At 56.7% G+C, this 11,487-nt stretch carries 8 protein-coding genes; 4 read left to right on the top strand and 4 right to left on the bottom strand.

The features are described 5' to 3' along the window. Positions 1-157 precede the first annotated feature (157 nt). On the top strand, positions 158-1,540 hold the full coding sequence (locus MWH02_RS02255; protein ID WP_271459824.1) for a M24 family metallopeptidase: 1,383 nt from the start codon (positions 158-160) through the stop codon (positions 1,538-1,540). 158 nt (positions 1,541-1,698) lie between these two features. Here the strand turns inward: MWH02_RS02255 and uxuR are convergent, their stop codons facing one another. From uxuR to uxuA, 3 genes are all read right to left on the bottom strand, one after another. Further along, positions 1,699-2,475, bottom strand: a complete 777-nt coding sequence (gene uxuR / locus MWH02_RS02250; RefSeq protein WP_110866101.1) for a Uxu operon transcriptional regulator — start codon at positions 2,473-2,475, stop codon at positions 1,699-1,701. A 121-nt stretch (positions 2,476-2,596) separates the two neighbouring features. After that, on the bottom strand, positions 2,597-4,015 hold the full coding sequence (uxaC, locus tag MWH02_RS02245; RefSeq protein ID WP_271460171.1) for a glucuronate isomerase: 1,419 nt from the start codon (positions 4,013-4,015) through the stop codon (positions 2,597-2,599). Next, the gene (gene uxuA / locus MWH02_RS02240; RefSeq protein ID WP_271459823.1) at positions 4,012-5,205 is read right to left on the bottom strand and encodes a mannonate dehydratase; all 1,194 of its coding nucleotides are present in this window, start codon (positions 5,203-5,205) and stop codon (positions 4,012-4,014) included. The genes uxaC and uxuA overlap by 4 nt, the downstream gene beginning before the upstream one ends. A gap of 230 nt (positions 5,206-5,435) precedes the next feature. On the opposite strand from uxuA, the gene MWH02_RS02235 reads away from it, so the two are divergent. Beyond that, entirely contained in the window at positions 5,436-6,737 is a 1,302-nt protein-coding gene (locus MWH02_RS02235; RefSeq protein ID WP_110866104.1) for an MFS transporter, read from the top strand. A gap of 14 nt (positions 6,738-6,751) precedes the next feature. Then, positions 6,752-9,145 (top strand): glycoside hydrolase family 31 protein, encoded by a 2,394-nt coding sequence (locus MWH02_RS02230; RefSeq protein ID WP_271459822.1) that lies wholly within the window; start codon positions 6,752-6,754, stop codon positions 9,143-9,145. 258 nt (positions 9,146-9,403) lie between these two features. Here MWH02_RS02230 and MWH02_RS02225 read toward each other — a convergent pair whose 3' ends face one another. Beyond that, a complete protein-coding gene (locus tag MWH02_RS02225; protein WP_101764454.1) occupies positions 9,404-10,279 on the bottom strand; it encodes a LysR family transcriptional regulator in 876 nt (291 codons plus the stop codon). Positions 10,280-10,382: 103 nt separating this feature from the next. Here MWH02_RS02225 and MWH02_RS02220 point away from each other — a divergent pair, with 103 nt between their 5' ends. Then, entirely contained in the window at positions 10,383-11,477 is a 1,095-nt protein-coding gene (locus MWH02_RS02220) for an oxidoreductase (protein WP_271459821.1), read from the top strand. Positions 11,478-11,487 lie beyond the last annotated feature (10 nt).

Here is an 11,487-nt window from a genome sequence, read left to right as displayed (position 1 = left end):
TCATCGTTGCCCTTTTGCAACTGACCGGTCAGGCACACTGACTGGAACTTGAGACAAGGCGGAGCTCACCCCTCCGCCTTTTTTCGCGTGGATCAAAATCCGCTGCGCTAAAAACGCGACTATCCTCATCTCATTCTGTAATGCGAGGAAGTGCATCATGGCAATCACGTTCGGGCCGATTACCGCGCCGATGACGTTCAGCGACGTTGAACCGGTTTTTCTCACCGATGATACGCTTGTGCAGCGCAAGAACGCGCTGCTGGCGGGCATGCAGCGCGAGGGTTTTGACTGGCTGGTGATCTATGCCGACAAGGAACACGGCGGCAATTTCGAATATCTGAGCGGATTTATCCCGCGTTTCGAAGAGGGATTGCTGCTGCTGAATCACTCCGGAGCTTGCACGCTGGTGCTGGGCAACGAAAACCTGAAAATGGCGCGCTTTTCACGCACAGCGGCCGCGCTGCTGCACACGCCGTACTTCTCGCTTCCCAATCAGCCCATGGACAATGAAGTGCCGCTGGAAAGTCTCTTCAATGATGCGGGCTTAGCGAACGGCCATAAAGTCGGGCTGGTGGGATGGAAGATGTTTACGCCCGCCGCCGGCAATGGGCGTGCGATGTTTGATCTGCCGTACTTTATTGTCGATGCCATTCAGCGCACGCTCAACGATGACGCCATGTTAGAAAATGCCATCCACTTGTTTATTGGCGATAACGGCGCGCGCACCACCTGCAATGCCAATGAAATCGCCCATTACGAATATGGCGCAAACCTCGCGTCAAAGTGCATGCTGGACGCGCTGAATGCCATCGAGGTGGGCGTGCGTGAAACAGAATTGGGCGCGTTACTGCACGCCGAAGGGCAATGCAACACGGTGGTGACTATCGCCGCCACCGGCAACCGTTTCGACAAAGCGAACCTCTATCCCACCGACAAAAAAGTGCAGCGCGGCGATCCGCTCTCGCTAACCACCGCCTTCAAAGGCGGACTCTCCAGCCGCAGCGGCTTCGTCATTGCCGATCGAAGTGAGCTGCCGCCAGGCCAGCAAGATTATCTGGAGCGCATCGCCAAACCCTATTTCTCAGCCGTGGTGGCCTGGCTGGAAAACATTCGCTGCGGCATGAGCGGTGGTGCGCTGTACCAGCTTATCGAGCAGGTTTTGCCGAAGGCCCGTTTTGGCTGGCACCTCAATCCGGGACATCTGGTGGCGGACGAAGAGTGGATGTCGTCGCCGATTTATCATCAGTCCACCGAATTGCTTAAGAGCGGCATGATGCTGCAAATTGACATCATCCCGTCGGTGCCGGGCTACAACGGTGCCAGCGCCGAAGAGTGCGTGGTGCTGGCCGATGCGGCGCTGCAAAGCGACATCCGTACTGATTATCCGGCGCTGTGGCAGCGCATCGAAACCCGCCGCCGTTATCTGCGGGAAACCATCGGCATTCAGCTCAGCGATGAAATTTTGCCGCTGTCGAATAGCGTGGCGTATTTAAGGCCGTTCTTTTTAGCAAAGGATCAGGCGTTAAGCGTGGTGAGTTGATGTCGTGAGGTCGCCCTGAATGGCGTAATGCCGATCAGTCAAGCGCCGTACCGAATCAGCGCACCTTCCGTAGCGGCGCGATTTAGCACGCAATGAATTGCGCCGCTTCAATGTGTGCTCTCGGTAATTAGCCTTACAAGGTAAGTCGTTAACGCACATTAGTTTGGCGGATTATGGGTGGCGTACAGCGGCCAGGATTCAAACAGATAACCATCGAAATCAATATCATCAACGTCTGAGAACTCCAGCAGCCGCTGTTTCACATTTTCAAGGTGTTGCCACATCGCCAGCTTGGCGGCGCGCGCGTCTTTTTTGATCAGCGTCGCGAGGATTTTTTTGTGATCGTCGAGCCACTGTTTGCGGTAATCGTTGTTGACCAGATGGCGATGCAGTTGGCTCCACATCACGTTATCTTCGCGCCACTGCCAGGATTGCTTAAACAGCTCAACCAGCATGCTGTTATGGGTGGCTTCGGCAATCGCCAGATGGAAATTGCGATCGCCGTTTTCACTTTGGTTGACCGAACCCGACGCCAGCTCTTTCTCTTCCAGCTCCAGCGCCTGGCGCATCTTCATAATGTCTTCACGCGTCGCCTGCAGCGCGGCGAACTCGGCAATATTGCTCTCCAGCAGCTGACGCGCCTGCAACATCTCGAACGGTCCGGCATCGTTGCTGGCTTTGTGAAGCGAAACAGGTTGCTGCGGCGAATCGTGAATCACATAGATGCCCGCACCGCGACGTACCTCAATTAATCCTTCCAGCTCCAGCATAATCAGCGCTTCACGCACCAGCGTACGCGTCACATTCAATAGCGCGGCGAGTTCGCGCTCCGGCGGCAGCCGTTCGCCCACCGCATACTGCTTCTGCGTGATCATCTGGCGGAGCATTTCCCCGACTTCCTGATAAGGGCGCTGTGCTGAAGTTTGAGTTTTCATCGTGCTCTTTTCTGTGTGTTAAAGGATTCACAATCTCTGATACAGCCTCACTCAGAGACGCGCACTATAGCATAGCGAATAAGAATCGGCCTGGTCACGGCGCGCAGTGACCAGGCCACCATCACTGGGCTTTCAGCGCGAAATAGCGTTCGGCATTGTTAAAGCAGATGTCGCGCAGCATGTTGCCGAGCATCGGCTCATCGTGCGGCACAATGCCGTCTTTTACCCACTGCGCCAGCAGATTGCACAGAATACGGCGGAAGTATTCGTGGCGCGTGTAGGAGAGGAAGCTGCGTGAATCGGTCAGCATACCGACAAACTGGCTGAGCAAGCCGATTTGCGACAGTTGCTCCAGTTGACGCAGCATGCCGTCGCGCTGATCGTTGAACCACCAGCCAGAACCGAACTGCACCTTGCCGGCAACGCCCGCGCCCTGGAAGTTGCCCGCCATAGTAGCCAGCACTTCGTTATCGCGCGGATTGAGGCAATAGAGAATGGTTTTCGGCAGCTGATCGTTGAGGTCCATCGCATCCAGCAGGCGCGCCAGCGGCCAGGCAATATTGTTATCGCCAATCGAATCAAACCCGCTGTCTGGCCCGAGCTGGCGGAACATGCGCGTGCTGTTGTTACGGATCGCGCCGATGTGCAGCTGCATTACCCAGCCGCGTCGCGCATATTCGCTGCCAAGCCACACCAACACTGCGCTGCTGAACTGGGCGATTTCCAATTCATCCAGCGCATCGCCACGGCGACGTTTGGCCAAAATCGTATCGAGCACGCGGTCGTCCGGCACCGGCGCAAAGCGCAGGGTTTCAATACCGTGGTCTGAGGCGCGACAACCGTGGGCGGAGAAGTGGTCAAGGCGTCGTAACAGCGCGCGGCGTAGCGCCTCGAAGCTGTCGATGGCGACATCGGCGGCGGCTTCCAGACGAGCAAGATAGTCGACAAAACCCTCCAGCTCGATTTTGAAGACCTTGTCCGGACGCCAGCTCGGCGCAACGTCAATATCAAAACTGCGGTCATCGGCGATTTGGCGGTGATAGTGCAGTGAATCAACCGGATCGTCGGTGGTGCCGACCATGCGCACCTTCATCTGGCGCATGATGCCGCGCGCGGAAAATTCCGGCGTCGCCAGCTGTTCCGCGCAGCGCTGCCAGATCGCAGGCGCGGTGTCCGGGCCAAACAGCGTATCGGTGATGCCAAACGGGCGCCGCAGTTCAAGGTGCGTCCAGTGATAGAGCGGGTTACCGAGGGTTTTTGGCACCGTTTGCGCCCAGGCGAGATACTTGTCGTAGTCGCTGGTGCTCTTGCCGGTAATCAACGACTCATCGACGCCCGCGGCGCGCAGCGCGCGCCATTTGTAGTGATCGCCTTCCAGCCAGATTTGGCCGAGGTTGGCGAAGCGACGATCTTCAGCAATCTCCTGAGGATTGAGGTGACAGTGATAATCGTAGATTGGCATATCCGCAGCGAAGTCGTGGTACAAGCGCCGCGCGATGTCGCTCTGCAGCAGAAAATCTTCATCCATAAAGCGCATTATTGGGCTTCCTGAGCAAAATAGGCGCGGTGGATCGCCAGTTCGACGCCGCGAATTTCCGCCAATCCTTTCAGGCGACCAATCGCCGAGTAGCCGGGATTGGTTTTCTTCTTCAGGTCATCCAGCATCTGGTGGCCGTGGTCGGGACGCATTGGAATCAAATCTTCCTCCCCCGCGGCTTTACGTCGCTGCTCCTCTTCGGCAATCGCCTTGATCACCGCAAACATATCGACATCGCCAGCCAAATGCGCGGCTTCGTGGAAGCTGTTGGGGTTCTCTTCCCGCTTGGTGGAGCGCAGATGCGCGAAGTAGATGCGTGGGCCGAAGCGCTTGACCATGCCGGCTAAATCATTCTGTGCCAGCACGCCGTACGAGCCGGTACACATGGTGAAACCGTTGGCGGGGCTGCTGACGGTATCGATCATCCATTGCAGATCGTCGGCGTTGGAAACGATGCGCGGTAAGCCGAGAATTGGGCGTGGCGGATCGTCCGGATGTACCGCCATGCGTACGCCCACTTCTTCCGCAACCGCGACAATGGCGCGCAGGAAGGTGGCAAAATTCTCTCGCAGCTCGGCCTTACCGATACCTTGATAACGCGCCAGCTGGGCGCGGAATTGATCCAGCGTGTAGCCTTCCTCCGCACCCGGCAAACCGGCGATGATGTTGCGCATCAGGCGGTTACGGTGCTCTTCACTCATCGTTGCAAAGCGTTCAGCAGCCTCGGCGATCTCTTGCGCACTGTAATCCTGCTCCGCGCCGGGACGCTGCAGAATGTGCAGTTCAAACACCGCGAACTCAATCTGATCAAAACGCAGGGCTTTCGCGCCATCCGGCAGCAGATATTCGAGATCGGTGCGCGTCCAGTCGAGGATAGGCATGAAGTTGTAGCACACGGTTTTAATGCCGCACTGCGCCAGGTTGCGCAGCGACTGCTGATAATTGCTGATCCAGTGCTGGCAGCGGCCGCTGCCGGTTTTAATCTCTTCATGAATCGGCACGCTCTCCACCACCGACCACACCAAACCGGCGGCTTCCACCAGCGCCTTGCGCTGCATAATTTCGTCGACTGACCACACTTCGCCGTTAGGGATGTGGTGCAGTGCGGTGACGATGCCGGTTGCGCCCGCCTGGCGCGCATCGGACAGAGAGACAGGATCGTTGGGGCCGTACCAGCGCCAGGTCTGCTTCATGTTGTTACCTCACTCACTATTGGTTGACCAATATTCTTTATTAGCGCATTACATCAGATAATAACTACGCGATTCCGGATTAAAACTCTGCTTTTTACGGGGTTAAGTCAACCTGGTAAGTGATTTTGGTTAACCAGATCACATTTGCGACATCAATCTGGCGACCACTTTTCGCAACTGTGGTTCACTCCTGGCGGATGGTTAGAAATGACTCACTAACGGAGAATCTGATGAACCGCAGTTTAAACCCAGGGATAACCGCCGCAGGCACCAAACGCACCTTGCGCAATCTGCGCTGGTGGGTATTGGTGCTGTTCTTAGCAGGCGTCACGGTCAACTACATCACCCGTAACTCGTTGGGCTTGCTGGCACCGGAGCTCAAAACCAGCCTCAACATCACCACCGAACAATATTCCTGGATCGTCGGCGCATTCCAGCTGGCGTATACCTTCTTTCAACCCATTTGCGGCTGGCTGATCGACGTTATTGGCCTGAAAGTCGGCTTCCTAATCTGCGCCACCATTTGGGCCGTCGCCTGTTTGTTCCACGCTGGCGCGGCCAGTTGGGTGCATCTGGCTATCCTGCGTTTTGTCATGGGCGGTGCAGAAGCAGCAGCCACGCCCGCTAACGCCAAAGTGATTGGCGAATGGTTCCCGAAAAAAGAGCGTCCTATCGCCGCCGGATGGGCGGGAGTGGGCTTCTCGCTTGGCGCGATGCTGGCACCGCCGATTATCTACTTTGCGCACGCTTCCTTTGGCTGGCAGGGCGCGTTCCTGTTCACCGGCTGCCTGGCGTTGGGTTGGGTGGTGCTGTGGTGGTTGTTCTATCGCGATCCGGAGCAGCATCCCAATCTGCAGGCCTCGGAACTGGAATTTATTCGTCAGGATAATGAACCGCCAGCAGTGAAACTGCCGTTCTTTACCGCGCTGAAAACCGTGTCGAAAAACAAACGTTTTTACGGCATCGCCATTCCCGCCTTTATGGCTGAACCTGCCTGGGGCGTGCTGAGCTTCTGGGTGCCGCTCTATCTGGCGAAAGAGCTGGGTATGGATCTGAAGCAGATTGCTATGTTCGCCTGGCTGCCGTTCCTCGCCGCCGATTTAGGCAGCGCGGCCAGCGGCTATCTGACGCGGCTCTACACCAAAATCTTTGGTTTTACTCAGGTTAATTCCGTGGTGGCGAGTTCGGTGACGGGCGCTTTCCTGATGCTGTCGCTGGCGCTGGTCGCGGTCACTAAAGATCCTTACGTAGCGATTGCGCTTATCTCGATTGGTGGTTTCGGCCATCAGATCATCTCCTGCATGCTGAGCGCGCTGGTGGTGGAGAAGTTTGATAAAGGCCAGATGGCCACCGTCAACGGCATGCGCGGCTCGTTCGCCTGGATCTCCAGCTTCCTGTTCTCACTGCTGATCGGCGTTACCGCCGACACCATTGGCTTTAATCCGCTGTTTGTCGCCATGGGCTTCTTCGACCTGATTGGCGCCGTATTCCTGATTGCTTTTATTGCTGAACGTCGCGCCCAGCGCGCATGAAAAAGTAGGTAACGATGAAAACGTTAAAAAATTGGTCATTAGCCGGTTCCGATGCACACCACGTGGCGTTAAACGTCGACGGCAAACACACGCTGTGTCTGTATGTGCTGGAAACGGGCATGTTCCGCGTGGCGATTAAACGTCATGGCGCATACAGCCTCGATCGCACCTGGAGCATCGCGCCACAAAGTGATGTGCCGTGGGAAGGGCGTCAGCGTGACAGCCTGGCCGGATTCACCTTGCCATCGTTCACGCTGGAAGAAGAGGGCGACACGCTGGTGGTGGCCACCGATAAGCTGCGGGTGATCGTCCATCAACCGCTGGCGCTGGAGTGGCAATATTGCGACAGCCACGGCGCATGGCAGCTGCTGACCTGCGACCGTCCAACCAGCGCTTATCAAATCAACGCGCACGGGGATGGCGTGGCGCACTATCAGTGCCGCATGAACGACGATCGCTATTATGGTCTGGGCGAGAAAACCGGCGATTTGCAGCGTAATGGCCAGCGCTATGAGATGCGTAACCTTGATGCGATGGGCTACAACGCGGCCTCCACCGATCCGCTGTACAAGCATGTGCCTTTTACCATCACCCGTCGTACCGATGTTAGCTTTGGTCTCTATTACGATAACCTCAGCAGCAGCTGGTTTGATCTGGGCAATGAACTCGATAACTATCACAAACCGTATCGCCGCTGGCAGGCGGAAAGCGGTGATATCGACTATTACCTGTTTGTCGGTGACAAGGTGCTGGATGTCACCAAAGCCTTCGTGCGTCTCACAGGTAAAACGCTGTTCGGCCCGAAATGGAGCCTTGGCTACAGTGGTTCAACCATGCATTACACCGATGCGCCGGATGCACAACATCAGCTGATGAACTTCATTCGTCTCTGCGAAGAGCACGATATTCCGTGCGATTCATTCCAGCTCTCGTCCGGCTACACCTCAATTAACAACAAGCGCTACGTGTTCAACTGGAACTACGACAAAGTGCCGCAGCCGGAGGTGATGAGCCAGGCGTTTCACGACGCCGGCTTGCGCCTCGCCGCCAATATCAAACCGTGTCTGTTGCAGGATCATCCGCGTTATAACGAAGTGGCGGAACAAGGGCTGTTTATTCGTGACTCCAAAGAAGATGCGCCTGAACGTTCGGTGTTCTGGGATGACGAAGGTTCACATCTCGATTTTACCCATCCGCAAGCCGTCGCCTGGTGGCAGGAAAACGTCACCAAACAGCTGCTGGAAAAGGGCATCGATTCCACCTGGAACGATAATAACGAATATGAAGTGTGGGACGGCGAAGCGCGTTGCCACGGTTTCGGCACGCCAATTGCCATCAAACACATTCGCCCGGTGATGCCGCTGCTGATGATGCGCGCCTCGATGGAAGCGCAACAGCGCTTCGCGCCGGAAAAACGTCCTTTCCTGATTTCCCGTTCGGGTTGCGCCGGGATGCAGCGCTATGTGCAAACCTGGAGCGGCGATAACCGCACCAACTGGACCACGTTGCGTTACAACATCCGCATGGGATTGGGTATGAGCCTGTCCGGTTTGTACAACGTGGGACACGACGTCGGTGGCTTCTCCGGCGATAAACCAGATGCAGAACTGTTTGTGCGCTGGGTACAAAACGGCGTGATGCATCCGCGTTTCACCATTCACTCGTGGAATGACGATCACACCGTCAATGAACCCTGGATGTATCCGGCGGCTACGCCTGCGATCCGCGCCGCGATTGAACTGCGTTATCGTCTGCTGCCTTACCTCTATACGTTACTGTGGCAGGCGCATGCTGACGATGAACCGATGCTGCGTCCGACTTTCCTCGATCATGAACAGGATGCGCAGACGTTCGCCGAGTGCGATGAGTTTATGCTGGGCCGCGATCTGCTGGTGGCCAGCGTGGTCGAACCCGGCCAGCGCGAGCGTCGTCTGTGGCTGCCCGACAACCAAACTGGCTGGTATGACTTCGCTACCCAGCAATGGTTCAGCGGCGGTCAATGGATCACGCTGGCGGCTCCGCTGGAAACCCAGCCGATGCTGGTGCGTGCCGGAGCGGGCTTACCGCTCAGCGAGCGCCTGCGTCATGTTGACACTAAAACTGACGATCGCCGCACCTTGCAGCTGTTCCCGCTGAAAGGCAAAGGGGTTAGCCACGGTATGCTGTTTGAGGATGATGGCGAAAGCTGGGGTTATCAGCAGGGCAATGCGCTGTGGCTCAACTGGAAAATGCGCAGCGATGCTGAGGCGATTCACCTCAACTTCCAGCGTAAAGGCAGCTTCCAGCCAGCCTGGCAGACGCTGAAGATTATGCTGCCGCCGGGTGAACAGCGTCAGCTGTTTATTGATGGCGTAGCGGTGGATAAGGCGCAGGCAGAAGCGGTGTTAGCGGATATTGCTGCGGAGTAATCGGTCGCCCTGAATGGCGGCACTACATCGATGTTGTATTCGTAGGGTGCGCATTCATGCGCACCTGGAATAAAGCAGAGAGATCAGTCGATTAACCCTTTCGCCCGCGCCAACAGAAACGCGGTAACCGTTGTCGCGTCGCTGATCTTTCCTGCCAGAATCAGTTCAAAAATGCGTCGATTTTAATTTTCTTCGCGGTTAGTCCCACCTCTTCCGCATCCAGATTTTGCCCCTGATTCGCCATTCACATTTTCTGAATTAACGTGCCATCGCCTGTTTTAGGGCGTTTAGAAAAACCGTGACGCGCGTTGGCAGATGCCGTGCGGTGGGAAACAGCGCCCAGACGCCGAGCAGCTGCGGTTGAGCATCTCGCAAGGTAATCTCAGTCAGTTCACCTGCCGCCAACTCTTGCTGCACATCCCACGCAGAGAGCTGGGCGATGCCGCTGCCCGCTACGCATAAGGTACGCACGCCTTCCACATTGCTGCCGCTAAAACGGCCCTCAACGCTGACACTGGAAATATGGTCGTCGACTATAAAACTCCATTGCGGCACGCCGGATAAGCGCAGGCAGTTATGCTGATGCAAATCGGCCAGCAGTTTTGGCGTGCCGAAGCGCGCCAGATAGTCTGGAGAAGCACAGAGCACGCGCGGATTATCCGCCAGCCGCTGCGCGACCAAGCGCGAATCCCGCAGCGGGGCGATGCGAATGGCGACGTCGTAGCCCAGCCCAACAATATCGGTGACGTTATCGCTGAGCTGGAAATCGATCTTCAGTTCGGGATTCTCCGCCATCAGCGCGGGCAGCAATGGAATAATGGTGCGGCGGCCAAAACCAGAAGGTGCGGTGATGCGCAGCTGGCCGGTGGCGCCCTGTTTATTCGGCGAGAACAGATTGCGCGCGCTCTGTTCGGTTTCCGTCAGGGTTTTGGCGTAGGGCAGAAACTCTTCACCTTCATCTGTTAACGCAATGGCGCGGGTGGTGCGATGCAGCAGGCGCACGCCGAGATCTTCTTCCAGCGAGGCGAGTCGGCGTGAGACCGTCATCGGCGTGGTGTTCAGTCGCCGCGCGGCCTGCGTCAAGCTGCGCGTCTGGGTGACCATCAGAAACACCTCAACATCTTTTGAGTTCATTGTAACGATTTCCGTTATACAGACGTATCATCATCGGCCATTTTTGTCCCTGTGGCGACCGAATATACTGTGCTCTGTAGATAATCCGCATCCAGAGAGCAATATGAGTGATAAACATCTTTTTCAGAGCGGCACACTGAACCGGCTGGCGCTGAAGAATCGCATTATGGTGGCGCCCATGACGCGCATCTCCGCCAGCGTTGACGGCATACCGGGCGAACGTATGCAGCACTACTATCAGCGCTTCGTGCGCGGCGGCTTTAGCGCCATCATCACCGAAGGCATCTATATCGATGAAGCCTGGTCGCAAACCTATGCGTTTCAGGCGGGGCTGATTAACGCTAAACAGAGCGCCGGCTGGCGCGCGATCACCGATCGGGTGCATCAGCATGGCGGCAAAATCATTGCGCAGTTGATGCATGCCGGGGCGATATCGCAGGGCAATATCTATCGACCGGACACGCTCGCGCCCTCAGCGGTGCAGCCGCGCGGGGAACAACTCGGTTTCTATCACGGTCATGGCGCCTATCCGCTGCCACGCGAAATGAATGAAGAGCAGATCCAGCAGGTGATCGACAGCTTTGCGCACACTGCGGCGCGGGCAGTCGGCGAAGCGGGTTTTGATGGCATCGAAATTCATGGCGCTAACGGCTATCTGCTTGACCAGTTCTTTACCGATTACACCAATCAGCGCAACGATCGCTGGGGCGGCGATATCGTGGCACGTTTGTCTCTGACGCTGGCGGTGATCGCCGCGGTGCGCCAGCGCGTAGGCAAGGATGTTACGCTGGGAATTCGCCTCTCACAGGGCAAAGTGAATGATTTTCATCACAAATGGCGGGAAGGCGAAGTGGGCGCGCGCCTGGTATTCGCCGCGATTGCTGAGGCCGGCGTGGATTATCTGCATCTGACTGAATATGACGCGCTGCAACCGGCGTTTGCCGATTCGCCGCTGTCACTGGTGCAAATTGCGCGTCAGGCGGCACCGAAATTGCCGATTATCGCCAATGGCGCGTTAAGTGATGCCAGCACGGCGGCGCAGGCGCTGGAGCAGGGCGCGGATTATGTGTCGATAGGCAAAAGCGCGCTGGCCAATCCCGACTGGCCGATGCGTATTCGTGATGGCGTGGCATTGCGCGAATTTGATAAAAATCTGCTGGCGCCATCGGCGGGTGTGAAAAACTGCGAATTGGTTTAACGCTGAAAGG

Origin of the sequence: Pantoea leporis (genome assembly GCF_028048155.1) — a bacterium.
GTDB lineage: Bacteria > Pseudomonadota > Gammaproteobacteria > Enterobacterales > Enterobacteriaceae > Pantoea > Pantoea leporis.
Note: the sequence above shows the minus strand (reverse complement) of the source record. Positions and strands in the feature narration are given on the sequence as shown.